A 24,824-nucleotide genomic window follows, 5' to 3' on the forward strand; every position below is an offset into this window, starting at 1 on the left:
GACGACGTACGGTGGGTCAAAATTAATGGCCAAACGTGGGTCAAAATAGATGGCCATTGACAAGGGGCACCGAAACAGATATCTATGAGGCTTATCACCGCCTAGGGGCTGAGGGCATGCTGGGGCTAGTATCCCAGCTTACGAACAAGACCGGCATTCCCTTTCCGCTTGCCAACCCTGAGAAGGCACCTAAGAAGGCAAAAGTCGCCGCCTTGGCCAGAGTCTGCGATGAGCTGTGGTGGCGCCGGAAAGTCAGGACCAAGCAATGGCGAGAGCTGGAGGCGCTGGCTCGCGAGATGGGACTGGTGAGCCTCAAGCGAGGGGCCTACGTCTCAGACTTCACCTTTAAGCGCCGCTGGCTCCAAAAACAAGAGAATCGAGCCCTACTAGAGGCTCTGGAAGCCATCAACGAAGAAGGTGCCACCTATACGCTTGCGGAGCTGGCTGACCTCTCAACGTCGAACCCGGCCATTCGCCGCGCAGAAATGATGGTTCGGACTCGGGGATTTGAAGAGATAGCCAAACACTCGACAGTCGCCTACCAAGCGATGTTTTATACCATTACCTGCCCCAGTAAATTCCACTCGGCACTGCATTATGGTGGCGCCAACCCCAAGTACCAAGGCTCCACTCCACGAGAAGCCCAAGAATACCTGAACACACAATGGCAGAGAGCCCGAGCGGCATTCGGTAGGAAGGATATTCAACCCTACGGAATGCGCGTCACTGAGCCGCACCACGACGGAACGCCCCATTGGCACCTCTTGCTCTTCATTCCGGCGAACCAGGCCGCACAAGCAACCGAGATTTTGAGGCACTACGCCCTGGCGGAAGACGGGGATGAGCCAGGAGCGGCACTAAGACGCTTTACCGCCGAGACCATAGATCCCAAGAAAGGCAGCGCTACCGGCTACATCGCCAAATACATCTCCAAGAATATCGACGGTCTCGGCATCGACGCCGATTCCTACGGACGGGACGCCAAAGAAAGCGCCATAAGAATTGAAGCCTGGGCTTCCGTGTGGGGGATTCGTCAGTTTCAGCAGATTGGAGGCCCTAGCGTCACCGTCTGGCGGGAGCTACGGCGACTGGACTCGACAGCCGAGGACAAGGACCTACTCCAAAGGCTAGTCGCGGCCGCCGACAGCAGCGACTGGGAAGAGTATACGCGCCTCATGGGCGGCGCCATTTGCGCAAGGAAAGCGCGCCCACTAAGACCCATGATGATTACGCGGGAAGCTCTCAATAAGTACGGGGAAGCGGTAAAGACCTTGAAGGGGCTGCTCTATGGCGTCGAGCGGGTAGCAACCCGCGTCCATGAGTGGACCGTACGCCTTGTCAGTCAAAACGTCAGCCAGGCGACAGCGGATGCTGAGGTTTCCGCTATTCAATCCGATCATATCCAACACATGAACCCCTACCTACTGGCACCGCCGTCAAATTTCGCGCCCTTGGAGTTCTGTCAATAACTGTACTCCAAGGTCAAAGTAGCTCTAAATCATCGAGCAACCAAAAAAGGGTTTCACGTTGTGATGAAGGTAAGACCCTAACGATTCCGCCCCCATTAACTCCGAGTAAATATGGTCGGGAACATCATAATATTGATAGATACGAGCATTATTAAATTCCACTTCCAGAATCGACGAATCCGGGTCGTACCCCACCGAGACCAAATTGCTTGAACTTACGGGTGTTCGTTCCATAGTAACTATCTCCAGCGCTATCGACGTTAGCTAATAATTTACTCGTCATCAAGGTAGGCATTTTGCTTTCGCCATGATTCCACGAGCTTTCGGTAATCCATTGCCTTATAAGGCTTCGACCAACTCTCAGAGACTTTGGGGTCTCGACTGTCTGGAAAACGCCCCTCCCTAGGAACCTTAAACCGACAGCGCATGGGAAGCTTGGCAGCCTCTCCCGTCACGATAGCTTCACCAGTTCTCAATATGGGAAGGGCATCTACAATGCCGGAAAGGCCATCAGACATCGCCGATTTTACTCTTGCTCGGTCCGTGGCGTTGTTAATCCTCAAAGCAAACATAGTACCGCACTGAGAAAGAATTGTTTCATCGATCTCGGATGGCCGCTGACTAACGAGCATTAGACCCACACCAAACTTTCTACCTTCCTTTGCAATTCTGCGCACCATTTCCTTTGAGAACCCGATACTTTCATTTGACAAGTACCTATGCGCTTCCTCCATTACCAACAAAAGAGGGGCCTTTTTCATCCCCTCTTCAAGGTTCCTTCCCCATATAGCAGCTTCAAACAAAACATCCAGCACTGCCCCAAGAAGAAGACTAAGCCTAGCTGAGGGCATTCCGGACAAATCCAGTATTGTAACGGGCTTATCTCCTCCCACCCAGCTACCGATTAAATCCGACAAGTCGGATTTAATATTACCGTCGGCGTCAGGATTCCAGTCACCTGGGGAAAGAAAGAACTCATACTGACTATCGGTCAATCTAGACTTCATGAGGTCAAGAGACCTTTTCATCACTTGAGCACCACCTTTCGCAACATGGCTATCTGTGCGTTGGCTAGGCGGCTTAAATTTTGGCGATCTTAACTGCTCTGCGTCACCCTCATCATCAAAGGCGGGTTTAGTTTTCTCTTTATCATACCAATTTACATTATCCTCGAAGCTCAAGTCATACCAGATTCGCTTCAATCTAAAAGGCAAAGGTGTGTAGGGTGTTATCTTGTCGATATCAATATCCATTGAGTTTTCTTTAGCGAACGCTTTCTTTTCGTCGACAATCGCGTCCATAAACTTATTCTTAACAAGCTCATTCTGGCCACAAAGAAACTCAATTAAACTCTCGGGTGAGACACACCAGTATGGAATAAATAAACGCTTCTCGTCTTGCCTAGGGAACACCGAGTAAACCGTGGAAATATCTCCCAGTGCAGATGCATACTCCCCGTGAATATCAAAGAGAACTATCCGAGAAGAGGGCTTCAAAATCTCGTCACTGGGACCTGCCACTACTGAACGCAATAGGCTAGAAACGCTTGTCGACTTTCCTGAACCTGTGGAGCCAAGTAACGCGGAGTGCCTATTAACAAGATCATCAAGATCGACACTTACGTCAATTCCATCTGAGCTAGACAGCCTCCCTATAACCACTTGCCCGTCAGACTGAGAACCGTAAATCTTTCTCAAGTCCTCTTCAGTAACCAAATGAGCCTCGTCGCCGATGCTTGGAAATTGGCTAATTCCTCGCTCGAACTCATCCCCAATGGCCTCCCCAACAAGCTCAACCCGGACAGTTCGTCGCTCGGGGTCACTATCATCTAAGCCTGATGCTGTTGATTCCGCTGTTTCGGAAATGACACCATAAAGATTGTTGTAACCTTGCGGGATTCGTACAAAACTACCGACCTGGCCAATTTTATGTGTCCTCCCGCCTATTATTAGCAACCCCGATCGAACTTGTGCGGTAAGAAGAACGATTAGGGAGCCCCCAGACACCGACAACACAGAACCCAGATAGGTGGGGTTATTCTTCATTTTCCCCTCCCTCTTCAACGACCTCCGGACTAGGGATTAGGCTCTTCCCCCCTCCAGACTTAGCCAAGAGTCTAGCGAAAGACACGAAATCACCTAAGATAAACTTTTCATTTTCCCAGTATTCGCTTCTCATGACCTCCCAGTTTTTACTTGGAAGATCCCCTAGCTTCCAGTTAGCCTTCACTCCATTAATCACAGCGCCGTCCTTACAATACACACTGATATTAGGGCGTCGCTGTGCAAGTTCGACAGAAGGACTTTCTTCATCGAGTTTTTTAAACTGAAATGCGAGAATCGCTGCCGATGCATTTTCAGACATGCACTCATCTAATTTTGCCGAAATATGAGCATCCGCAAACGAAAAACCTGCGGTAATCAAAAGGCTGTCGGGTTCAAGCAAGAAAGCTTTCAGCCTTTCAAAGAGTGAGGTGAATGGTGCTGACTGTGTTTGATCGTATTTTACGTGCGACGGGTAGACCATTGTTCCTGCACCCGAGCCTTCGCGTCTCACCACCTCACCGGTCGGGCTCTCAGACCAATTTATTGATCCATGTAACTTCCATAGCCTAACCCACCTTGCAGGCAAGTCATTGCTGGAAATACTGGATGGGTCGAAGAAGGCAGTTTTAGAGCCAGAGAAGCCATCAAAATAAGGGGTTCGAACCCTCTCCAAAGCCTCTTCTAGGAGCAAATCATAGTTCGTCGTAAATAGCTCAACCGCGTGGTCACGCCTGATCCCATTTATCCAAGATATCATGTCCGAATATGGGTTTTCCCCTTCAGGTAACGGTTTATCCACTACCTCTTTTATAACCCCACAAATCCGCTCAGAGAGAGCGGTATAGCCATCAGCATCCAAACCATGAACTTTTGATGTGCCTATCACTTCAGCAAGAGATCGCACCCTAGACAGGACTAACTCGAGGTTGCTGTCATTTAAATCTTCCTCCAACAGTTCAAACGCAGATCTCTCTTCAGCGTCTAACCCCTGACGGACAATTTTCGTTAACCCAGCGATATCTGGAATGAGCGGCTCCCAACCGCCGTCTTGAGATATGTTAATACTGACAGGAGCACCAGCCCCAATCAGCACCCCTATTTTCTTTCTTCCATGAGTCAAGATATGCTTAAAGTCGTACATATATTGATCAGGGTTGTGGACGGTCTCAGCCATTTAAGCTCCTTAATGATCGCCGTTGCCATTGACGCAGTATCGACACCCAAAATACGGTGGCAAACATAAGGATTCAAGAGAAAACGAATATATGTCTCAGAACGGACCTGAAACCATCAGAAAAATAGGACTTAATATGGACTTAAATGACGGGCACAAAAAAGCCCGCTACATGAGCGGGCTTCTAAGTCGCTGATTTAACAGCATTTTTTGGTGGAGCCTAGCGGGATCGAACCGCTGACCTCAACACTGCCAGTGTTGCGCTCTCCCAGCTGAGCTAAGGCCCCACATTTGGGTGCGCTTCGTGAGAAGCGGGGCGCATTGTAGCACCCCGAAAGAGGCTGTCAATACTAAATTGAGCAAATTTCCTAATTCTTTGATTTTTAGGTAGTTTTTGTTCAATTTCAGCCGCCCCTACCCGGCTTTCGCTATAGGGCCAGGTAGGCTTTTTCCAGCTTTTTGAGCTGTTTTTTGCCGACGCCGCCCAGCACTTCCAGGGCCTGGCGCAGGCGGGCGCGGCTCAGGTCCGGGCCGAGCAGGACCATGGCGTCCATCACCGAGAAGGAGGCCGTGGTGCCCGAGATGGCCACGAACAGCGGGGCCAGGAAGTCTTTGACCTTGGTCTCGGTGGCGTCGGCCAGGGCTTTGAGCTCGGCGAAGATGGCGTCTCGCTCCCAGTGGCGCAGGGCTTCCAGGCGCCAGAGGGCGAATTGGAGGACGCGCTTTTGCTCGTCCAGCTCCATCTTGTTGCCGGTGAAGTGGGCTTCGGTCAGGCCCAGGTTGCCGGTGGCCAGGAAGCTGACCAGGGGGGCGAAGTCCCCCAGGGTTTCCATGCGGGGCTGGGCGTGGGGCAGCACTTGCAGGAGCGTCTCCCGGTTGTAGACCCAGGCTTGCAGCCGGTCGGCCAGTTGCTCGGTGGAGAGGTCTTCACGAATCCACAGGCCGTTGAGCCAGGAGAGTTTTTCCACATCGAAGATGGGGCCGCCGAGGGAGACGCGGTTGATGTCGAAATGGCTCTGCATTTCCGCCAGGGTGAACTTTTCGCGCTCATCGGGCATGGACCAGCCCATGCGGCCGAGGTAGTTCAGTACCGCCTCGGGCAGGAAGCCGGCGGCCTGGTAGTACAGGATGCTGGTGGGGTTTTTGCGCTTGCTCAGTTTGGACTTGTCCGGGTTGCGCAGCAGTGGCAGGTGGCACAGCACTGGCGCTTCCCAGCCGAAGTATTCGTACAGCTTGAGGTGTTTGGGGGCGGAGTTGATCCATTCCTCCCCACGAATCACGTGGGTGATGCCCATCAGGTGGTCGTCCACCACGTTGGCCAGGTGGTAGGTGGGCATGCCGTCGCCCTTGAGCAGGACCTGCATGTCTACCTGGGACCAGTCGATGTCGATGTCGCCGCGCAGCATATCTTGCACCTTGCAGCTGCCCTCTTCCGGCACTTTCATGCGGATGACGTAGGGCTCGCCCGCGTCCAGGCGCTGTTTGACTTCCGCGTCGCTCAGCTTGAGGCCTCGGCCGTCGTATTTTGGGGTTTCACCCCGGGCCTGCTGTTCGGCGCGCATTTCGTCGAGTTCTTCGGCGGTGGCAAAGCAGTAGAAGGCGTGGCCTTTTTCCACCAGTTCCTCGGCGTAGCCGCGATAGAGGTCCATGCGTTCGCTCTGGCGGTAGGGCCCGTGGTCACCACCGACGTCCGGGCCTTCGTCCCACTCGATGCCGAGCCAGCGCAGGCTGTCCAGAATGGCTTTTTCCGATTCCGGGGTGCTGCGGGTCTGGTCGGTGTCTTCAATGCGCAGCAGGAACTGGCCGCCGTGCTGGCGCGCGAAGCAGAGATTGAACAAGGCGATGTAGGCGGTGCCGACGTGGGGGTCGCCCGTCGGCGAAGGCGCAATGCGGGTGCGAACGGTCATAGTATGAATTCCGTCGAGTTTGTCGGTTTTGAGTGTATGGGGGGCGGAGTCACCCGGCTTGTCGGTTCGCTTGACGCGTCACGTTGCGCCAGGAGGCGACGAGCCGGGGGCGCCGAAAAAACGGCGCCCATTGTAACTCAACTAAAGGCGGGGATGGAGGGCGGCTTATTGCGGGTCGGGTTTGACGAACCGCAGGGTCATGCGATCGCTCTCGCCGATTTCCTGATACACATCCCGATTCTCTTCGCCCAAACGCAGGGTGGGCGGCAGGGTCCAGACGCCTTCCGGGTGGTCGTGGGTGTCCCGGGGGTTGGCGTTGATGTTGCTGCGGTCTTCCAACTCCAGGCCGGCCGCTTCCGCCAGTTCAATAACCTCCTGCTCCGAGACATAGCCTGAGCTGGCGGTTTCTTCCGCCGGCGCATTGTCTTCGGCCCGGTGCTGAACCACGCCCAGAACGCCGCCGGGCTTGAGCACTTCGGCAAAAGCCGCAAACATGGCTGGCGCCTGACCGGCGTTGATCCAGTTATGGGTATTGCGGAAGGTCAGCACCATGTCGGCGGACTCTGGCTCGCCGAGGGTGGGGTCGGCCGGGTTGTAAAAGCGCAACTCGGCGTCGCCGTAGACGGCAGTTTGCTCGTCAAACCGGGTTTGGATTTGCTCGGCCTGACGAACGATGTAGGACGGCATGTCCGCCAACTCAGGGTTGGGCTGGAGGGCGATGTATTGGCCTTCCTCTTTCACAAACGGTGCAATGATCTCCATATACCAGCCGCCACCGGGGTTGACTTCGATCACCGTGTCGTCCCGTTCAAGACCAAAGAAGAACAGCGTTTCTTCCGGGTTGCGGTACTCATCGCGAGCGCGATTGGCGTCACTGCGGTGCGAGCTGGTCAGAATTTTCAATATGGTATCGCCCGGCGCTTCTTCTGCCGCTTGCTGGGGTTCTTGAGCCGGGGCCTCGGTCATAGCGGTCGTTTCCGCTGCTTCCTCTTTGCTGTTTTCGGTTTGCGAATCACAGGCGGCCAACGCCAATAGCGCTGACATCCCTACTACCGTCTTGAGTGCTTTCATGTATTGCCTCCGGTTTTTATAAAGTCGTTAAAGGAAATGCGTGCGTCAATTATTGCCAACGGCCCAGGGCTTCTTGGTCTTTGGCTTTGGCCTCAACCCAGACCGGGCCGTCTTCGGTTTTTTCTTGTTTCCAAAAGGGCGCGCGGTTTTTCAAGTAGTCCATAATAAATTCAGCCGCCTGAAACGAGGCATCCCGGTGGGAGCTGGTCACGCCGACGAACACGATTTCATCGCCCAGGGTCATCGCCCCCACCCGATGAATAACGCGCACCCGCTCCAGGGGCCAGCGTTCGCGCGCCTCGCTGACAATCGCTTCCAACGCTTTCTCGGTCATTCCCGGGTAGTGTTCCAAACTCAGGCCGGTGACCTGACGACCATCGTTGCGGGCGCGCACCCGGCCCACGAAAAACACCGCCGCGCCGGAGTCGACATCATCGCCCGTCAGTTGACTGTATTCGCGGGCGACGTCAAAGGGTTCTCGTTGCACCGAGATCATGCTTAGCCTCCCGTCACCGGCGGCATAAAGGCCACTTCGTCGCCGTCCTTCACTTCGTGATCGGATTTCACCAACTCCTGGTTTACGGCGAATAAGACGCCGCTCTGGCTCAACGGTTCCCGCCAGTTCGGGTGTTCGGCCACGAGCCGTTCCCGAACCAGGGTCACGTTGTCCTGCTCAACCGCTTCGGTCGTCAGGGAGTCGCACCCCAATTGGTCCCGAAGGCGGGCAAAAAACCGTACCTGTATCAAGAGTTCGCCTCCTGTTCTGACACGTTGCCCGGCCATTCCCGAACATAGTGGCCCCAGCGCCCGCCGGATTTCTCCAGCAAGCGCAGGTTTTCTATCACCATGCCCATGTCCACGGCTTTGCACATGTCGTAAATGGTGAGCGCGGCGACGCTGGCCGCCGTCAGCGCTTCCATTTCAACCCCTGTTTGCCCGGTGAGCTTGCAGCGCGTTTCAATTATCACGCCGGCGGGTTCTTCCTGAAGCTCGAACTCCACGCCCACTTTGCTTAACGCCAGGGGGTGACAGAGCGGAATTAAGTCACTGCACTGTTTGGCCGCCTGAATACCAGCGATACGGGCGACGGACAGCACGTCGCCTTTTTTAAGGCCGTTTTCACGGATTAAGGCCAGGGTGGCCGGTTGCATTCGGATAAAAGCGCCGGCGCGCGCCTCTCTGACGGTGGCGTCTTTATCGGAGACGTCCACCATGCTGGCACGGCCGTGATCATCAGTGTGAGTCAAACTCATAGTAAACCCGGACTGGTTAACGGAAGTACCGCGCATCATACCCAAAAAAAGCGCCCGCCGGGGGCGGGCAGGCGCTTTGCGTGGCAGGCTACCGACTATTGGCTAGCCAGGTTACGCAGTACGTAGTGCAGAATGCCCCCGTTCTGGAAGTAGGCGTACTCGTTGGGGGTATCGATCCGCACCTTGGCGTTGAAGGTTTTAGATTTACCCTCCGGGTGCTTGGCCGTGACTTCGACCGTTTTGCTGTCTGCGTTCACCACGGGGATATCGAACTCTTCCTCACCGGTAAGCCCCAGGGATTCCACCGAATCGCCCTCTTCAAACTGAAGCGGCAGGATGCCCATACCCACCAGGTTGGAGCGGTGAATCCGTTCGTAGCTTTCGGCGATCGCCGCGCGTATGCCCAGCAGGGCGGGCCCTTTCGCGGCCCAGTCGCGAGAGGAACCGGAGCCGTATTCTTTACCGGCCAACACCACCAGCGGTGTGCCGTCTTCACGGTAACGCTCGGCGGCATCGAAAATGCTGATGACCTCGTTCTTCGGCAAGTAGGTGGTCCAACTGCCTTCGGTACCGGGGGCCATTTGGTTTTTGAGGCGCACATTGGCAAAGGTGCCGCGCATCATGACTTCGTGGTTACCCCGGCGCGAGCCGTAGGAGTTGAAATCGGTCGGCTTCACGCCCTGCTCTTGCAGGTAGCGCCCCGCCGGGCTATCCGGCATGATCGCGCCGGCCGGGGAAATGTGGTCCGTAGTGATACTGTCGCCCACTTTGACCAAGCAACGCGCGCCTTCAATCGGTTTGATCTCGGGGGGCTCGGAGCCCATGCCGTCGAAGAAAGGCGGCTTGCGCACGTAGGTGGAATCCGGCCAGGCGTAGAGTTGGCTTTCTTCCACCGGCAGGGCCTGCCAGCTCTCGTCGCCGCTGAAGACATCGGAGTATTTGTCGGAAAACATTTCCGGCTCCATGAAGGACTCAATGGCCTTTTGGATGTCTTTGGTGGAAGGCCAGATGTCTTTCAGGTACACCGGTTTGTTGTCCGCGTCGTAACCCAGGGGCTCATTTTGGAGGTCGGCATCCATGGTGCCGGCCAGCGCATAGGCCACCACCAGCGGCGGCGAGGCCAGATAGTTGGCCCGCACATCGGGGTGAATTCGACCTTCGAAGTTTCGGTTACCGGAGAGGACCGATGTGACCGTCAAGTCGCCCTTGTGAATGCCTTCGCTGATTTCATCCGGCAGCGGCCCCGAGTTGCCGATGCAGGTGGTGCAGCCATAGCCCACCAGGTAGAAGCCAAGCCCTTCCAGCTCGTCCAGCAGGTCGGCTTTTTCCAGGTAGTCAGTCACCACCTTGGAGCCCGGTGCGAGGGAGGTCTTTACCCAGGGCTTGGTGCTCAGGCCTCGCTCGCGGGCGTTTTTGGCCAACAGGCCGGCGGCCATTAACACGGCCGGGTTGGAGGTGTTGGTACAGCTGGTAATGGCCGCGATCACTACCGCGCCATTCTTCAGCAAAAACTCTTCACCGTTGTATTTGACCGGGACGGCGCCTTGGTCGGCCAAGGGCACGCCGCCAACGGCCGCCGCACCACCCTCGGCCGCAAAATCCTGCTCAGTGGAGGCGATGGTGTTGTGGTGGTGATGCCCGATTTCCTCCAGCACCTTATGGAAGGCGGGCTTGGCGTCACGAAGCGCCACGCGATCCTGGGGCCTCTTGGGGCCGGCAATGGACGGTTCGACGGTGCTCAGATCCAGCTCTAGAACATCGCTGTATTCCGCATCCGGGCTGTTGTCGTCGTGCCACATGCCCATGGCTTTCATGTATTGCTCGACCAGTTCCACCTGCTCCTTCGAGCGGCCGGTGAAGGACAGGTAGTCCAGCGTCTGCTGGTCCACCGGGAAAATACCGCAGGTCGCGCCGTATTCGGGCGCCATGTTGCCGATGGTGGCCCGGTCCGCCAGGGTCAGGTGTTTGAGGCCGGGGCCGAAGAACTCGACGAACTTGCCTACCACACCCAGCTTGCGCAGCATTTGGGTCACGGTAAGCACCAAGTCGGTCGCGGTGGCGCCTTCGGGCAGCTTGCCGGTCATTTTGAAACCAACCACTTGGGGGATCAGCATAGAGATGGGCTGGCCCAGCATGGCCGCCTCGGCCTCGATGCCGCCCACGCCCCAACCCAGTACGCCCAGGCCGTTAATCATGGTGGTGTGGGAGTCGGTGCCCACTAGCGTGTCAGGGTAGGCTTCCAGCTGACCGTCTTTCTCCCGAGTAAAGACGCCGCGGGCGAGGTATTCGAGGTTAACCTGGTGGACAATACCGGTGCCCGGCGGCACCACCTTGAAGTTGTCAAAGGCTTTTTGACCCCAGCGCAGGAACTGATAGCGCTCGCGGTTGCGCTTGATTTCAATTTCGGTGTTCTTTTTGAACGAGTCATCCCCGCCGAAGTAGTCGACCATGACCGAGTGGTCAATGACCAGCTCCACCGGAGAGAGCGGGTTAATCTGTTCCGGTTTGCCTCCCAAGCTTTTAACCGCATCGCGCATGGCGGCCAGATCGACAATGGCCGGTACGCCGGTAAAGTCCTGCAGCACGACGCGGGCGGGTACGAAGGCGATTTCCTGGGAGGGCTGGGCTTTCGGGTCCCAGCTGGCCAGGGCCTCAATATCGGCATCGCTCACCAGCCCGGTGTCCGAGTGCCTCAGCAGGTTTTCCAGCAGTACTCGCAGTGAATAGGGAAGCTTTTGAACGTTGTAGCGCTTTTCGACTTCGCTGAAGGGATAATAACGATAGTCTTTGCCCCCGACCTTGAGGGTGTCGGTGGTCCGGTAGGAATCAGCCATAACTGCCTCACGGGTTGCTTTGAAGTTAATCCATCATATCTTTAGAGATTAGGCCACGCGGCCCTTCACCGCCAGCGGCCTATCCGGATAGGCAGGCACTGGCGGTGTAAATGCGCTTCTTTTTAAGGATATGGGGGCTTATGTTGTTAATCCAAGCCCAGAAGGCTCTCACAAGAGAACCGCAAGAGAACCAAGAGACCCATTCATTGCGAATCAGTTCATTGCTGGAGTGCGGCCAATCAACGCTTGAGCACAGGAGGTAACCTATGAGCCAACCACCGATTTTCCGCCGCTGGCCCCCACGGGAGCGGGGAATTATCCAGCTCTACTCCATGAATACGCCCAACGGCATCAAAGTGGCCCAGGCGCTGGAGGAGATGCATTTGCCGTACGAGCCCCATACGGTCGATATCACAAAGGGTGACCAACATACGCCCGAGTTTCTCTGGATCAACCCCAACGGCAAAATCCCGGCCCTCTACGACCCGGAGGGCCCCGATGGGCGGCCCATCAGTTTGATGGAGTCGGCAGCGATTCTGACCTATTTGGCCGAGAAAACCGGCGAACTTGCCCCGGTGGACCCGGATGGCAAAAGTGCCTGTCTGCAGTGGCTGTTCTTTCAGATGGGGCATATAGGCCCAATGTTCGGGCAGTTCGGGCACTTTTACGTGTACGCGGTGGATAAGTGCGACCACCCCTACCCCGTCCAACGTTATGCCGATGAAACCCGCCGGCTGTTGGGCGTGTTGGAGCGGCATTTGACCAACCGGGACTACATGCTGGGGGAAAGTTTCAGTATTGCCGATATGGCCATCGCCCCCTGGGTGGACTGCCTGGAGCGGTTCTACGACGCCCGGGAGATGCTAAAGCTGTGGGAGTTCCCCGCCGTGAATGGGTGGCTGGAGCGCTGCACGAGACGCCCCAGCTACGCGGTGGCCCTTGAGGTCTGTGACCCCAAGCGACGCTAACCCTCGGCTAGAACTTGTACACCAGGTTGGCGTAAGTGGTGGTGTCGGTATTCTCTTTCTCCGGCCCCACCTCGCTGTCGTGCTGAATGGTGTAGCCCACTTTCATTTGCATGGAGCCGTTGATTTGCAGTGCCAAGGATGTGTCGGACACGGTGCGAGTGTTCTCGTCGCTGGATTCCATGCTGAGTGTTTGTTTGAAGTCCGCCGTGGGTGAGACCTGCCAATCGAACTGAGCGGCCGCGCGCACCAAGGCCCCACTTTCGTCGACAACGCCGTCTTCGGTATCTTGCTCCGCCCAGTAGTAACCAGGACCAAGCTCTGCATCCAGCTGCATGGTGTCGGTTTCAAACAGGCGGTTCCCGTAACCCAGGGCGAGCGTCGTATACTTCTTGTACGCCCCAAACTCGTCATCGGTGTGGGAGCCAAAGACAAACAGGTTGGCGTTTTCGCGATTGATTTTATAGGCGCTTTTCACCGAGCCGGAGAACTTTTCCGCCGTAGTCTCCGTGGCCACCGAGCCATCGGGCTGGGCAACCTCATCCTCGGAATAAAGGATGTTGAGGGTGTACTGGTTCTTCCAGCGCTCAAGGTCCTGCGCCGCGTCCAGCTTGCCGTTAAAAGTGGTGCTTTCGGTGTTACCGGAGGTGGCAATGGCCCCAATTTCCGCCGAGGCCTTCCAGGTACGTTTCTCTTCGTCTTGCGCCATAACCGCTGGCGCCGCGCTCAAGGCCATCACTGAAGCGGCGATGGTCGTCAGTTTTGCCTTCATAAACTCAATCCTTACTGCGTCGACAAAAGCCGATAGTCTACACAATTGCTTTTGCTTTTTCGCCCGGAGGCGATTTTCCGGGCCTGTGGAAAAAGTGGTACAATGCTCGTTTAGAGAGTTTTGCTTTTAAAGCCTCAATTCAAGCCCTCAGAGTTCAATCAAGGCCCCTATGACGCCAATTTCCCGGCACAGTTCTGCCATTTCCGCCATCAGCCGACGCTTCTGCGCCGCTCCGATGATGGACTGGTCGGACCGCCATTGCCGGTATTTCTGGCGCCTGCTCAGCCGTAATACGCTGCTCTACACCGAAATGGTCACCACCGGCGCTCTGATCCATGGGGACCGGGCCCGACATCTGGACTACAATGCCGCGGAACACCCCCTGGCGCTTCAGCTCGGCGGCAGTAACCCCGCCGAGCTGGCCGAATGTGCCCGCATGGCGGAAGACTGGGGCTACGATGAGGTCAACCTAAACTGCGGGTGCCCCAGTGACCGGGTGCAGAACAACATGATCGGCGCTTGCCTGATGCATGAGCCGGCGCTAGTAGCCGAGTGCATTGATGCCATGCAGCAGGCTGTGTCCATCCCGGTAACAGTCAAACATCGAATCGGTGTGGACGATATGGACGCCTACGAAGGGCTATCCCACTTCGTCGAGACCATTGCCCAAACCGGATGTCGCACCTTTATCGTGCACGCCCGCAAGGCCTGGCTCCAAGGCCTGAGCCCGAAACAGAATCGCAATGTACCGCCCCTTGATTACGGGCGGGTGAAGCTCCTTAAGCAAGAGCACCCAGACCTTGAAATCGTGATTAATGGCGGCATAAACACCCTTGAGCAAGCGCAAACGTTGCTGACCGACCTGGACGGCGTTATGCTGGGGCGGGAAATCTACACCAACCCCTACCTGTTGGCGGAGGTTGACCAGCAGCTGTTTGGAGACTCACGCCCCGTGGCGTCCCGCGCCGACATACTGGACGCTTTCAGCGACTATATTGGAACCGAGCTGGCCCGTGGCGTGTCTCTGAAGTATATGACCCGACATATCCTGGGCCTGTATCAGGGCCAGCCCGGCGGGCGTCAGTTCCGCCGAGTGATCAGCGAAGAAGCCTACAAACCCGATGCCGGGCTGGAGGTGCTTGAACGCGCCAGAGCCCGGGTCGAGGTCGAGCGTCAACCCGCTTCATTGGCGGGATAGAAAAGCCCGAGGGAGCCCTCACAGGACCTCAACGAAAAAAGGGCTGTGGCGACCAGCGGTGACAGGGCTGGCGCCAGGAGAGACAAAAAGCAAAACTTCAAGCGGGAAGCTATTTGTAATACAATATGGACTATACACGAACGCACAACAGGCCGACGCCCGTGCCTTATCAAGGCGACGACCGGCCATTTGACATTCATCCAATACGTTAACGATAGGACGGGATAACAGTGACTACGAAACTCGAACAGCTGAAGAAAATGACCGATGTGGTCGCCGACACCGGCGAAATCGAGGCGATCAAAAAGTACAAGCCTCAAGATGCGACCACCAACCCCTCTCTGCTGCTCAAAGCGGCCCAGATCCCCGAGTACTCTGAGTTGGTAGACGCTTCCGTGGCGGCCGGCAAAAAAGAAGGCGGCAGCGACGCTCAGCAAATCAGCTACGCCGCCGACCACTTGGCCGTGGCCATTGGTAGCGAAGTACTGAAACTGATTCCGGGCAAGGTCTCCACCGAAGTGGACGCCCGCTTGTCTTTCGACACCAAGGGCAGCATTGAGAAGGCACACCACCTGATCGACCTGTATGAGAAAAACGGCGTTGACCGCTCCAAGGTCCTGATCAAACTGGCCTCCACCTGGGAAGGCATTCGTGCCGCCGAGGTTCTGCAAAAAGAAGGCATCAACTGTAACCTGACGCTGTTGTTCAGCTTCACCCAGGCCGCGGCGTGTGCCGATGCCGGTGCCTACCTGATTTCACCCTTTGTGGGCCGGATTCTGGACTGGTACAAGAAAAACACCGACAAGACAGAATACACCGCCGAAGAAGATCCGGGTGTGGTATCGGTTCGTCACATCTACAACTACTTCAAGCAGCACAACTACGACACCGTCGTGATGGGCGCAAGCTTCCGTAACTCCGGCGAAATCGAAGCCCTGGCCGGCTGCGACCGTTTGACCATCAGCCCCGCGCTGCTGGAAGAGCTGAGCAATGACAGCGGCACTCTGGAGCAGAAACTGTTTGCCGACCAGGCCGGCGGCGAAACCATCGCCAAGCCCAACGACAACGAGTCCAGCTTCCGCTTCGCGCTGAACGACAACGCCATGGCCACCGAAAAGCTGGCCGAAGGCATTCGCAAGTTCGCCGAAGACCAGATCAAGCTGGAAGACGTACTTAAAGGGCGTGCGTAAACGCTGTGCTGAGTAAAATTACACAGTTCATCGAGCAGCATCTGCAGCCGGAAGAGAACGCGCCAGCGTTGTCTTCCGAGCAGAAGCAGTTGGCGGTGGCCGCCCTTTTGATTGAGGTGGGCACCGCTGATCGGCTGCTGGATGAGACGGAGCTGCAGACCCTGCGCACCATCCTCCAGCGTAAGTTCAACTTGGAGCCCGAGAAGCTCAATGAGCTGAGCGCGCTTGCCAAAGCTGAACAGGATGATGCCACCTCGTTGCACCAGTTCACCTCCCAGATAAACGACGCTTGCACCCAGGACGAAAAGTACGACCTGATCAAGTCCATGTGGGAAGTGGCTTATGCCGACAACGAGCTGGATAAATACGAAGAGGCGCTGATCCGCCAAGTGGCGGAGCTTATTCACGTCTCCCACTCCATGTTTATTCACGCCCGCAACACAGTACGCGACGCGCAGAGCTGACGCGGCGAGTTACAACAGCACACAAAAAGGCGAGCCACACAGGGCTCGCCTTTTTTGTGTGCTGAACGAAAACGCGGTAGCGTTTCACTCAGCCACAGGGGCCGGGCCAGAGGCCCGCCCACCCGCGTCGACTTTATAACAACGTATCCTGGTTTGGTCGGTCAGTCCCTTCCGCCGCACGGCGCTCCTTAAGCTTCTCTTCGATATCGTTCATCGTTTTATTGTTGAGCGGATAGACCACCATACAGGCCACGCACAGAACGCCGAAGAAGGCGGGAATAAAGCTCATTAGCGTCAATATGCCCTGGGTCGCTTCAGCGGTCTGCTCTACGTTGGCCTCAAACCCGTAATAGCTGAGCGCCCAACCGGTCACGCCGCCGCCAATGGCCAACCCCAATTTGATCGCAAACAGGGAAATGGCCATAAGCAGCCCAGTGGCCCGACGGTGGTTTTTCCATTCACCGTAGTCGGCGGCGTCCGTGTACATGGCCCACTGGAGCACAGAGACCGGCCCCCAGACAAAGCTGACCACCAGGTTGGTCAGGAAAATCGGGACAATACTCTCGGGCGGCAAATAGAAGAAAAGCAGCGAAAGCACTGAGCTGATCGCCATACAGCCGACGTAGGTGAGCTTCTTGTCAAACACTCTAGCCATTTTTTTGGTCAACAATACGCCGAGAATGGTAGCGGCGCTGCCCAGCCCCAAAAACAAGGAGTTCAGGGTTGTCATTGTCGGCTCAAACGTCATTCCCAACAAATGGACCGGCTGCTCGCCGATGTAGTAGCGGAAGTAATAGGCGATGGCCGAACTGCGAACCACAATAAAAATCAGCTGAAAAACCGTCGCCGCCGCGATCATCACCCAGGCGACGTTGGTAAAAAGGTCTTTTAAGTGAAGAGTCGTCTTTTCCCTGTGCTGGGGCGGGGCGATGCGTTCCTTGGATGACACAAAGGTGATAAATAACAAGCCCACCGCCAGAAGCCCGAAAACGCCCATGGTGAGCTGCCAGCCCAGCTCGTCGTTGCCCTGCCCCAGGCCGGCGACCAAGTACAAGGTGCCGAACTGAATAATCAGGCCACCGACAAAAGTGCCCACGAAACGGAAAGACGACAGCTCCACCCGCTCCATGGAGTTCGGTGTAATAACCGCCATCAATGATGAATAGGGCACGTTCACCAAGGTATAGAAAACCATTAAGCCGTTGTAGGTAATGTACGCATACACTAGCTTGCCGGTGTCATCGAACATATCCGGTGTGGTGAACGCAAGCACGCCCATCACGGCCATGGGTACCGCAAAGAAAAAGACGAAAGGCCTGAACTTACCCCAGCGGGTGTTCGCCCGGTCCGCCAATGCGCCGATAATCGGGTCGGTAATCGCGTCAAATAGACGGGAGACGAACAACATTGTGCCCACGACGGCGGCCGACAAGCCAAACACGTCGGTGTAGAACACCATGGTGAAGTATAGGAAGGTCTGAAAATACAGGTTAGACGCGGTATCCCCCACGCCATACCCCACTTTCTCCCAAAACTTTAGCTTGACCGGTGTGGGCTCTTTATTAGCGGGCGCGGCCGTTGAGTTTTCCATAGTTCCCTGCCTTAATCGGTTGAAGAAAACGCTGTCCTCATCGGCCCTCTTGGGGGACGCACGTCGAGGTGAACGAACGGGCAGCCGGAGGTACGGGGCGTGGAGTCAGGCCCCAAAAGCCGCCAATGGTAGCAAGTGGGGCCCCCAGCGGCAATTAGGGCCCCCGCGGCAGTAAAGGGCCTTGAATGACCTCAGCTGGAATCTGGAATTAAGTGACTCCAGGCGGCCCGAGGGCGTGGGCTGCCCGGTAAAATACCGTTAGGCGAGCGAATTTGGTTTGCTGGCGGCCGAATAATCGGTTTATACTGCCGAGCTTATAGTAATATTAACTATATATGAGGGTTCGGCCGCCCGGCTGAGCCGTACGGGGCCATATCCGCTACACTCTGGCCTCTAGCAATGGCGCGAGAGGGGCCCAAAAGCCACCTCTGATGTTAACGACATACAATAAGACTCGAGCACTATGAATAATCAATCACAGATTCTCACGGTCAAAGAGAAGGTCGGCTACAGCCTGGGTGACCTGGCGGCTAACCTCGTATTTCAGACCATGGTGACCTTCATCGCCTACTACTACACGGACGTGTACAAGCTGGAAGCCAGCACGGCCCAGTGGGTGATTGCGACCTGTGGCATTATCGGCGGGGTGTTGTTCGCCCCCGTTATGGGCGTGATCGCGGACCGCACCCGCACCCGCTGGGGTCGCTACCGGCCCTGGATTCTATGGACGTCCGTTCCTTTCGGCGTCATGGTGCTGCTGACTTTCACCACACCGGATGTCAGTTATGAAATGAAAGTGGTCTACGCCTTTGCAACCTACCTGGCGCTGGTCACCCTCTATACGGCCAACAACCTGCCCTACTCCTCGCTCAGCGGCGTACTGACGGGCAACATGTCCCAGCGCAACAGCCTCTCCGCCTACCGGTTTGTGGCCGTGATGGTGGCGCAGTTTGTGGTTCAGGTGTTGTTGCGGCCCGTGGTTCTGATTCTGGGTGATGGCGACGAAGCGGTTGGTTTCGAGAAGATCATGATGATCTTTGCCATCGTGGGTGTCATTTTCTTCTTAATCACCTTTTTCACCACCCGTGAAAGGGTGATGGAGAAGCCCAACGAGACCAGCTCGATTGCCCAAGACGCGGGCGACCTGATGCGGAACCTCCCCTGGATTATTCTGCTGTTTGTAACGGTACTGGTCTTTACCAACCTGGCACTCAAGGGCGGCACCTACGTTTATTACTTTAAGTATTACGCCGGTCAGGCCGCTTTGGCGGAATTCCTGAGTGATATTGGTTTTACCGGAATGATCGCCGGTATTCAGGAAATTTGGCCGAACTTTAAATGGCCCGAAGAGCCGGACGCCTCCGCCTTTGGCCTGTTTAACGGCGCGGGCATTATTTTGATGATCGTGGGCATTGGGTTCGCCCGGCCGCTTGCCGACCGTTTTGGTAAGCGCAACGTCTACGGGCTCGGGCTGTTTCTCTCAACCCTGCCGCTGCTCGCGTTCATGATCATTCCAAGGGATGCCATCGGCTGGATGTTCGTCTCCCAGATTCTGCACGGCTTCTTCTACGGCATCACCATTCCGCTGCTGTGGGCCATGACGGCGGATGTAGCGGACTATTCCGAATGGCGCAACCACCGCCGGGCCACCGGGGTTATCTTCTCGGCCATGATCCTGGGGCTGAAAGGCGGCCTCACCCTCGGGGGAACGCTGGTCGTGGCCATTTTGGCCGCCTATGGCTACGAGGCCGGCCAAGCCGAGCAGAGTGATGAGTCTATCCTCGGTATCCGGCTCATGATGAGCCTTTATGCGTCAATCCCCTTCCTGATCGCCTGCGGCTTGCTGTTCTTCTATCGGATTAACAAGCCAGTGGAAAATCAAATTGAGAAAGAGCTGGGTGACCGTCGTAACCAGCCGATGCCGGAACCGGACGAGCCCACCGTGTAAACGGGGCGTAGCTCCAGAGGGGGTTGAACCCTCCTCCCGACAAAAAAGGCGAGCCACCCCGGTGGCTCGCCTTTTTTGTGCCCCGCCCTGTCGGCCAGCGACGACTTGGCCGGCCCCACCGGCTGCACCCTATATTGCCGCCCGGGCCGGCAGTTGCTACCATTAGCGGCTTTCGGGGCCGGCTCCCAGCCCCATTGCCGGCACGTCCAACCTTTACCGTTCGCACAACCTCGACACGAGCCATTCTATGTCCGCTGATTTCCGCTCCGCGCCCCTGGCGCAACTGGCTTACGCCGACGAATTCGCCCACCGCCACATTGGTCCGGATGCCGCTGAAACCCAAGCCATGGTGGATGCCCTGGGGGTCAAGAGTCTGGACGAGCTGCTGGACAAAACCGTGCCCGAGTCCATTCGCCAGCGCGACCCCTTGGAGCTGGGCGGTCCCATGACCGAGCATCAAGCGCTGGCGGAGCTCAAGCGCATCGCCCGCAAGAACCGCCTGCTCAAAAGCTACATCGGCATGGGCTACTACAACACCTTCGTCCCGCCGGTGATTCAGCGCAACGTATTGGAAAACCCGGGCTGGTACACCGCCTACACGCCCTACCAGCCGGAAATCTCCCAGGGCCGCCTGGAGGCCTTGCTGAACTTTCAACAGATGATCATGGACCTGACCGGCATGGAACTGGCCAACGCCTCCATGCTGGACGAGGGCACCGCCGCGGCGGAGGCCATGGCCATGTGCAAGCGCCAGAACAAGAAAAACCGCTCCAACGCCTTTTTTGTGGATGAAGACACCCACCCGCAGACCCTGGCGGTCCTCAAAACCCGGGCCGAGCACTTCGGCTTTGAGGTGGTGGTCGCCCCGGCCGAGCAGCTGAATGACACTGAGTGTTTCGGTGCCCTGCTCTCCTACCCCGGCTCCACCGGCCAGGTACGTGACCTGACTGACCTGATTAGCCGGGCCCACGAGAAAAATGTGCTGGTCACCGTCGCCAGCGACCTGATGGCCATGATACTGCTCAAATCCCCCGGCGCCATGGGCGCGGACGTGGTGATCGGCAGCAACCAGCGCTTCGGCGTGCCCATGGGCTTCGGTGGCCCACACGCGGCGTTTTTCGCCTTTCGGGATGCCTACAAGCGTTCCGCCCCCGGTCGCCTCATTGGCGTTTCCGTGGACAGCCACGGTAAGACCGCCCTGCGCATGGCCATGCAGACCCGCGAGCAGCACATCCGCCGGGAGAAGGCCAACTCCAACATCTGTACCTCACAGGTGCTCCTGGCGGTCATGAGCAGCTGCTACGCCGTCTACCACGGCCCCGAGGGCCTGCGCCGGATTGCCGAGCGCATTCACCGCCTCGCCCGCCTGCTGGGCGAAGGCCTTAAAGACAAGGGGTTCAACCTGCGCCACGAGCACTACTTCGACACCGTGGTGGTGGAGCTGGACAGCGAGAAAAAGCAGACCGGCCTGTACCAGGCCGCTCTCACCCATGAGATCAACCTGCGCAAGGTGGGCACCACGGCCCTGGGCATCAGCCTGGACGAAACCACCGCGCTGGAAGACGTTGACCGTCTGTTGAACGTCTTCTGTGCCGGGGACCACGCCCTGAACCTGCCCCACCTCGATCACGAGCTAGCCGCCCACAACCGTCCGGATGCCATCCCGGAGGAGCTGGAGCGTAGAGACGAAGTGTTGACTCACCCCGTGTTCAACCGCTTCCACAGCGAAACCGAGATGCTGCGCTACCTGCGCCGCCTGGAAGGCCGGGATATCGCCCTAAACCAGTCCATGATTCCGCTCGGCTCCTGCACCATGAAGCTCAACGCCACGGCGGAAATGATTCCGGTCACCTGGCCGGAGTTCGGTCAGCTGCACCCCTTCGCCCCGCTGGACCAGGCCAAGGGCTACCAGCAGCTGTTCGAAGAGCTTGAGCAAATGCTCCAGGCCTGTACCGGCTATGACGCCATCAGCCTGCAGCCCAACGCCGGCTCCCAGGGCGAATACGCCGGCCTGGTGGCCATCAAAAAATACTTTGAAAGCAAGGGCGAAACCGAGCGCCACCTGTGCCTAATTCCCGCCTCCGCCCACGGCACCAACCCGGCTTCAGCCCAGATGGCGGGCATGAAGGTGAAAGTGGTCAATTGCGATAAAGACGGCAACGTGGACCTCGCGGACCTGAAAGCCAAAATTGACGAGCACGGCAAAGCCATCGCCGCCATCATGATCACCTACCCCTCCACCCACGGGGTGTTCGAGGAGAGCGTCACCGAGCTGTGCGAGCTCATTCACAGCGTCGGCGCTCAGGTGTATATCGACGGTGCCAACATGAATGCGCTGGTGGGCCTGGCCGCGTTTGGTCAGTTCGGCGGCGATGTATCGCACTTGAACCTGCACAAAACCTTCTGTATTCCCCACGGCGGCGGCGGCCCGGGCATGGGCCCCATCGGCGTGGCGGAGCACCTGGCACCCTTCCTGCCCGGCCACCCGGTGCAGGGCGTACCCGAGACCGACCCGGCCAACGGGACCATCAGCGCCGCCCCCTGGGGCTCGGCCAGCATCCTGCCGATCAGTTGGATGTATATCAAAATGATGGGCCGCGAGGGCATGCGCCAGGCCACCGAATACGCCATCCTGAACGCCAACTACGTGGCCAAGCAGCTAAGCGGCCACTACCCGATTCTGTACAAAGGCAAAAACGACACCATCGCCCACGAATGCCTGCTGGACCTGCGCCCGCTGAAGGACGCCACCGGCATCACCGAAGAAGACATCGCCAAACGCCTGATGGACTTCGGCTTCCACGCCCCCACCATGTCCTTCCCGGTGCCGGGCACACTGATGATCGAGCCCACCGAATCCGAGTCCAAAGAAGAACTGGACCGCTTCGTGGAAGCAATGATCACCATCCGCAAGGAAATCGCCCACATCGAAAGCGGCGAATACGAACTCACCCAAAGCCCGCTGCGCAATGCGCCGCATACGCAGGACGACATGATGGATGAAGGTTGGGATCGTGCTTACAGCCGCGACACCGCGTCACGACCGGCGGCGTGGTTGAAGGAGCACAAGGTATGGCCGACCGTGAATCGGATTGATAATGTTCATGGGGACCGGAATTTGATTTGTTCTTGTCCGAGTATGGAAGAGTATAAAAGTTAAGCCGAAAAAATGTCGATGGACAATAAAAGTTTGAGACTCAACAATAAGGTTTGAGGCTATAATGAAGTTTGACCCATAGTACAGGGTCCCTTCGGTTATGCCTTCCTCGGCCGAGGCCGAGACGACGGTTCGGTTGATCGGAGGGAGCAGCTTGCTCAGCACGGCCGCTTTGCGCTCTTCGGAATAGCGTGGCATGTTTGCTCTCATACCGCCCACTCTGGATTGGGTTTAGGCGAAACCGCCAACTGGACAACTAGGCTGACAGAGTGGGTTACCAGGGCAGCGGCAAGTGGAGAAACTCCACCCCGCCAGCGAGCGACAAGTGATGAAGGTGATTGATACCTATTTGGAGGCGGCTCAACCGAAGAAACAGGCCTAATCCATAAAGAGCGCAGGCCCAGGGTGCGGACACACCCAGGGCCTGCTAACCACAGCAACCTGCACCGGAGGTTACCAGTCGAGTAGGCCGAGGGAACTGCCCCCTCAGCCTCTCTCAGAACCGTACGTGAGCCTCTCGACTCATACGGCTCTTCGTATTCAGCACATTTGACATTTTCCAGTGTGCAAACAGATATCTCGACTGCGTTCGCAGCTTGTCGATAAAAGTCCAACTCTTTCGGCAACTTCGTCTCAGTCGTTTGTACTTCTTTCTGGCCCAACGCATTAGCGTTTGGTCCAGGTACTTCCTGAGCCGATACACACCGTCTGCTAGTCCGAAATGGCCATAATAATTCAGCCATCCTGTCACCACAGGATTGAGCTTCGCCGCCAATTCTACCGGCGTCCTGCCGCTCCAGTTGATCACATCCCACTGCCTTACTCGTTCTTTGATCCGCTTGAAGGCTTTCGCGCTCATTGACGGACTAAAGTTCGTGTAGTTCTGCCCCTTGCGGTTCCTGGCTGAGCGTGGCCTGAAAGTGTACCCCAGAAAATCGAAGGTGATCACCGCGAACGGCCCCCTCCGGTTGCTATCCTTGCAGTACACTTTCCTTGTCTTGTCTGGATGAGCCTCTAGACCACAAACCATCAAACGCTCCTTGATCGCGGACAGCAGCCGATCCGCCTCCCAAGGCGTCCGGCAGTGATACACCACATCATCCGCGTACCTTTCAAAGGGTATCTTAGGATATTCCCTGACCATCCACGCATCCAATGCATAGTGCAAAAACAAGTTGGCTAATAGCGGACTGATCACACCACCTTGGGGCGTGCCACGATGTCGACTTGCTTGCCGACCGTCGGCGTACTCCACCGGCGCCGTTAACCAGCGCTCAACATATAATCGTACCCAGGGGTGCGAGTTATGCTTGTCCAGCGCTTTTAACAGCAGGGCATGGTCTATGTTGTCGAAGAATCCCCGAATGTCTACATCAACAACCCAGTCTACCCACCAACAACGCTGCTGCGCCTGGCGCACGGCGTCTATTGCGGATTTACCCGGGCGATAGCCATAGGAATCCGGGTGGAATACCCTCTCCAACTCCGGCTCCAGCTCTTGTTTAACCACCATTTGGGCAATACGGTCTTCCACGGTGGGTATTCCCAGCGGACGTAAACTGCCATCCGCCTTTGGAATCTCCACGCGTTTAACCGCCGCCGGAAAATAGCTGCCTGACGATAGCCGGTTCCACAGTTTGTACAGGTTATTACCCACATCCGCTTCGAACTGCTCAATCGAGACACCGTCAATGCCTGCACATCCCCCATTGGTTTTGATGCGCTTCCACGCCTCCCAAACCACACGCTTGGGTATGTCAAATGGCTTTGTGCTAATCGCTAATTC

Annotated in this window: 19 protein-coding genes and 1 tRNA gene; 7 read left to right on the forward strand and 13 right to left on the reverse strand. The window is 56.8% G+C overall.

Going from position 1 to position 24,824, the window contains the following annotated elements; all coding sequences use genetic code 11:
• The first annotated feature begins 116 nt into the window (after nucleotides 1–116).
• Nucleotides 117–1,469, forward strand: a complete 1,353-nt coding sequence (locus AAE514_RS12210) for a replication endonuclease (protein WP_347331825.1) — start codon at nucleotides 117–119, stop codon at nucleotides 1,467–1,469.
• 24 nt (nucleotides 1,470–1,493) lie between these two features.
• Here the strand turns inward: AAE514_RS12210 and AAE514_RS12215 are convergent, their stop codons facing one another.
• The 10 genes from AAE514_RS12215 to acnA form a co-directional block, all read right to left on the reverse strand.
• Nucleotides 1,494–1,703, reverse strand: a complete 210-nt coding sequence (locus AAE514_RS12215) for a KTSC domain-containing protein (protein ID WP_347331826.1) — start codon at nucleotides 1,701–1,703, stop codon at nucleotides 1,494–1,496.
• 38 nt (nucleotides 1,704–1,741) lie between these two features.
• The gene (locus tag AAE514_RS12220; RefSeq protein WP_347331827.1) at nucleotides 1,742–3,514 is read right to left on the reverse strand and encodes an ATP-binding protein; all 1,773 of its coding nucleotides are present in this window, start codon (nucleotides 3,512–3,514) and stop codon (nucleotides 1,742–1,744) included.
• A complete protein-coding gene (locus AAE514_RS12225; protein ID WP_347331828.1) occupies nucleotides 3,504–4,688 on the reverse strand; it encodes an SIR2 family protein in 1,185 nt (394 codons plus the stop codon). Before AAE514_RS12225 ends, AAE514_RS12220 begins: the two co-directional genes overlap by 11 nt.
• A 211-nt stretch (nucleotides 4,689–4,899) precedes the next feature.
• Nucleotides 4,900–4,975, reverse strand: a tRNA-Ala gene (locus AAE514_RS12230).
• Nucleotides 4,976–5,116: 141 nt separating this feature from the next.
• A complete protein-coding gene (gene gltX, locus AAE514_RS12235; protein WP_347331829.1) occupies nucleotides 5,117–6,595 on the reverse strand; it encodes a glutamate--tRNA ligase in 1,479 nt (492 codons plus the stop codon).
• 165 nt (nucleotides 6,596–6,760) lie between these two features.
• On the reverse strand, nucleotides 6,761–7,666 hold the full coding sequence (locus tag AAE514_RS12240) for a class I SAM-dependent methyltransferase (protein ID WP_347331830.1): 906 nt from the start codon (nucleotides 7,664–7,666) through the stop codon (nucleotides 6,761–6,763).
• A gap of 49 nt (nucleotides 7,667–7,715) precedes the next feature.
• On the reverse strand, nucleotides 7,716–8,162 hold the full coding sequence (moaE, locus tag AAE514_RS12245) for a molybdopterin synthase catalytic subunit MoaE (protein ID WP_347331831.1): 447 nt from the start codon (nucleotides 8,160–8,162) through the stop codon (nucleotides 7,716–7,718).
• Between the two features lie 2 nt (nucleotides 8,163–8,164).
• Nucleotides 8,165–8,413, reverse strand: a complete 249-nt coding sequence (moaD, locus tag AAE514_RS12250; RefSeq protein WP_347331832.1) for a molybdopterin converting factor subunit 1 — start codon at nucleotides 8,411–8,413, stop codon at nucleotides 8,165–8,167.
• Nucleotides 8,410–8,919: a cyclic pyranopterin monophosphate synthase MoaC gene (moaC, locus tag AAE514_RS12255; RefSeq protein WP_347331833.1), complete on the reverse strand. Its 510-nt coding sequence runs from the start codon at nucleotides 8,917–8,919 to the stop codon at nucleotides 8,410–8,412. The genes moaD and moaC overlap by 4 nt, the downstream gene beginning before the upstream one ends.
• Before the next feature lie 95 nt (nucleotides 8,920–9,014).
• The gene (acnA, locus tag AAE514_RS12260; RefSeq protein WP_347331834.1) at nucleotides 9,015–11,753 is read right to left on the reverse strand and encodes an aconitate hydratase AcnA; all 2,739 of its coding nucleotides are present in this window, start codon (nucleotides 11,751–11,753) and stop codon (nucleotides 9,015–9,017) included.
• 266 nt (nucleotides 11,754–12,019) lie between these two features.
• Between acnA and AAE514_RS12265 the strand changes: the two genes are divergently transcribed.
• A complete protein-coding gene (locus tag AAE514_RS12265) occupies nucleotides 12,020–12,721 on the forward strand; it encodes a glutathione S-transferase N-terminal domain-containing protein (RefSeq protein ID WP_347331835.1) in 702 nt (233 codons plus the stop codon).
• A 7-nt stretch (nucleotides 12,722–12,728) separates the two neighbouring features.
• Here AAE514_RS12265 and AAE514_RS12270 read toward each other — a convergent pair whose 3' ends face one another.
• Entirely contained in the window at nucleotides 12,729–13,490 is a 762-nt protein-coding gene (locus tag AAE514_RS12270; RefSeq protein WP_347331836.1) for a DUF481 domain-containing protein, read from the reverse strand.
• A 169-nt stretch (nucleotides 13,491–13,659) separates the two neighbouring features.
• Here AAE514_RS12270 and dusA point away from each other — a divergent pair, with 169 nt between their 5' ends.
• The 3 genes from dusA to AAE514_RS12285 all read left to right on the forward strand — a co-directional run bounded on the left by dusA (nucleotide 13,660) and on the right by AAE514_RS12285 (nucleotide 16,342).
• A complete protein-coding gene (gene dusA / locus AAE514_RS12275; RefSeq protein ID WP_347331837.1) occupies nucleotides 13,660–14,688 on the forward strand; it encodes a tRNA dihydrouridine(20/20a) synthase DusA in 1,029 nt (342 codons plus the stop codon).
• 230 nt (nucleotides 14,689–14,918) lie between these two features.
• On the forward strand, nucleotides 14,919–15,878 hold the full coding sequence (gene tal, locus AAE514_RS12280; protein ID WP_347331838.1) for a transaldolase: 960 nt from the start codon (nucleotides 14,919–14,921) through the stop codon (nucleotides 15,876–15,878).
• Between the two features lie 5 nt (nucleotides 15,879–15,883).
• Nucleotides 15,884–16,342 (forward strand): tellurite resistance TerB family protein, encoded by a 459-nt coding sequence (locus tag AAE514_RS12285; RefSeq protein ID WP_347331839.1) that lies wholly within the window; start codon nucleotides 15,884–15,886, stop codon nucleotides 16,340–16,342.
• A gap of 133 nt (nucleotides 16,343–16,475) precedes the next feature.
• Here the strand turns inward: AAE514_RS12285 and AAE514_RS12290 are convergent, their stop codons facing one another.
• Nucleotides 16,476–17,933, reverse strand: a complete 1,458-nt coding sequence (locus AAE514_RS12290) for an MFS transporter (RefSeq protein ID WP_347331840.1) — start codon at nucleotides 17,931–17,933, stop codon at nucleotides 16,476–16,478.
• A 463-nt stretch (nucleotides 17,934–18,396) separates the two neighbouring features.
• Here AAE514_RS12290 and AAE514_RS12295 point away from each other — a divergent pair, with 463 nt between their 5' ends.
• Complete coding sequence (locus AAE514_RS12295) at nucleotides 18,397–19,881, forward strand: MFS transporter (RefSeq protein WP_347331841.1); 1,485 nt, start codon at nucleotides 18,397–18,399, stop codon at nucleotides 19,879–19,881.
• Between the two features lie 247 nt (nucleotides 19,882–20,128).
• Nucleotides 20,129–23,041, forward strand: a complete 2,913-nt coding sequence (gene gcvP / locus AAE514_RS12300; protein ID WP_347331842.1) for an aminomethyl-transferring glycine dehydrogenase — start codon at nucleotides 20,129–20,131, stop codon at nucleotides 23,039–23,041.
• 493 nt (nucleotides 23,042–23,534) lie between these two features.
• Here gcvP and ltrA read toward each other — a convergent pair whose 3' ends face one another.
• Nucleotides 23,535–24,782 carry a group II intron reverse transcriptase/maturase gene (ltrA, locus tag AAE514_RS12305; RefSeq protein WP_347331843.1) on the reverse strand — a complete coding sequence of 416 codons (1,248 nt, stop codon included), beginning with the start codon at nucleotides 24,780–24,782 and terminating at the stop codon, nucleotides 23,535–23,537.
• Nucleotides 24,783–24,824 lie beyond the last annotated feature (42 nt).

This window comes from Marinimicrobium locisalis (assembly GCF_039822625.1).
Classification (GTDB): Bacteria; Pseudomonadota; Gammaproteobacteria; order Pseudomonadales; family Cellvibrionaceae; genus Marinimicrobium; species Marinimicrobium locisalis.

What these genes read in the sequence shown, in the direction of transcription:
- moaC (WP_347331833.1), bottom strand. Translation starts at nt 8,919, where the DNA reads ATGAGTTTGACTCACACTGATGATCACGGCCGTGCCAGCATGGTGGAC.
- acnA (WP_347331834.1), bottom strand. Translation starts at nt 11,753, where the DNA reads ATGGCTGATTCCTACCGGACCACCGACACCCTCAAGGTCGGGGGCAAA.
- dusA (WP_347331837.1), top strand. Translation starts at nt 13,660, where the DNA reads ATGACGCCAATTTCCCGGCACAGTTCTGCCATTTCCGCCATCAGCCGA.
- AAE514_RS12210 (WP_347331825.1), top strand. Translation starts at nt 117, where the DNA reads ATGCTGGGGCTAGTATCCCAGCTTACGAACAAGACCGGCATTCCCTTT.
- AAE514_RS12225 (WP_347331828.1), bottom strand. Translation starts at nt 4,688, where the DNA reads ATGGCTGAGACCGTCCACAACCCTGATCAATATATGTACGACTTTAAG.
- AAE514_RS12240 (WP_347331830.1), bottom strand. Translation starts at nt 7,666, where the DNA reads ATGAAAGCACTCAAGACGGTAGTAGGGATGTCAGCGCTATTGGCGTTG.
- AAE514_RS12295 (WP_347331841.1), top strand. Translation starts at nt 18,397, where the DNA reads ATGAATAATCAATCACAGATTCTCACGGTCAAAGAGAAGGTCGGCTAC.
- AAE514_RS12220 (WP_347331827.1), bottom strand. Translation starts at nt 3,514, where the DNA reads ATGAAGAATAACCCCACCTATCTGGGTTCTGTGTTGTCGGTGTCTGGG.
- AAE514_RS12290 (WP_347331840.1), bottom strand. Translation starts at nt 17,933, where the DNA reads ATGGAAAACTCAACGGCCGCGCCCGCTAATAAAGAGCCCACACCGGTC.
- AAE514_RS12270 (WP_347331836.1), bottom strand. Translation starts at nt 13,490, where the DNA reads ATGAAGGCAAAACTGACGACCATCGCCGCTTCAGTGATGGCCTTGAGC.
- AAE514_RS12265 (WP_347331835.1), top strand. Translation starts at nt 12,020, where the DNA reads ATGAGCCAACCACCGATTTTCCGCCGCTGGCCCCCACGGGAGCGGGGA.
- gcvP (WP_347331842.1), top strand. Translation starts at nt 20,129, where the DNA reads ATGTCCGCTGATTTCCGCTCCGCGCCCCTGGCGCAACTGGCTTACGCC.
- AAE514_RS12215 (WP_347331826.1), bottom strand. Translation starts at nt 1,703, where the DNA reads ATGGAACGAACACCCGTAAGTTCAAGCAATTTGGTCTCGGTGGGGTAC.
- gltX (WP_347331829.1), bottom strand. Translation starts at nt 6,595, where the DNA reads ATGACCGTTCGCACCCGCATTGCGCCTTCGCCGACGGGCGACCCCCAC.
- moaE (WP_347331831.1), bottom strand. Translation starts at nt 8,162, where the DNA reads ATGATCTCGGTGCAACGAGAACCCTTTGACGTCGCCCGCGAATACAGT.